Genomic DNA, 899 nt, shown 5'->3' on the forward strand with positions numbered 1-899 from the left:
GCGGGCGGTGCGGCGATTGCTGCCGTAGCCGGCAGGACTCCCGCGCTCGGCACCGCAACCTCCGGAGTCGTGTGTGGTCTCGTCGGGGATGGCTGCTACCAGAAATACCAGCGCGGAGACATCCACTGGTCTCCCGCCACCGGAGCACAGCCCACCAAGGGCGGCATCCGCACCGCCTGGGGAACCACCGGCTACGAAAAGGGACGCCTCGGCTACCCCACCCGCGCCGAAGTCTGCGGTCTCGCCAACGGCGGCTGCTACCAGAAATTCCAACGCGGGGACATCCACTGGTCCCTCGCCACCGGAGCACACCCCACCCACGGAGCGNCGAAGTCTGCGGTCTCGCCAACGGCGGCTGCTACCAGAAATTCCAACGCGGGGACATCCACTGGTCCCTCGCCACCGGAGCACACCCCACCCACGGAGCGATCCGCACGGCCTGGGGAACCACAGGCTACGAAAAGGGACGCCTCGGCTACCCCACCGGCGCCGAAGTCTGCGGTCTCGCCAACGGCGGCTGCTACCAGAACTACCAGGGCGGGGCCATCACCTGGACCCCCGCCACCGGAGCACACCCCACCAACGGGGCCATCCGCAAGGCCTGGGCGGCCACCGGCTACGAAAACGGGCGCCTCGGCTACCCCACCCGCGCCGAAGAATGCGGCCTCGCCAACGGCGGCTGCTACCAGAGATACCAGGGCGGAGACATCCACTGGTCCCCCGCCACCGGAGCGCACCCCACCAACGGAGCCATCCGCAAGGCCTGGGCAACCACCGGTTACGAAAACGGACGCCTCGGCTACCCCACCAGCCCCGAGACCTGCACCACCACAACACGCTGCACCCAAACCTACGAAGGCGGAACCATCACCTGGACCCCCGCCACCGGCACCCGAATC

General features: G+C 68.8%; 1 protein-coding gene and 1 pseudogene. Both read left to right on the forward strand.

The window, feature by feature from the left end:
• Positions 1–15 precede the first annotated feature (15 nt).
• Positions 16–270 (forward strand): annotated as a pseudogene (locus AC4D2C_RS18740) (LGFP repeat-containing protein); the annotation flags it as partial.
• Between the two features lie 17 nt (positions 271–287).
• The coding region (locus AC4D2C_RS18745) for an LGFP repeat-containing protein (protein ID WP_490916315.1) at positions 288–899 on the forward strand (612 nt) is incomplete at its 3' end.

It is taken from the genome of Arthrobacter sp. TJ-240, assembly GCF_058269195.1.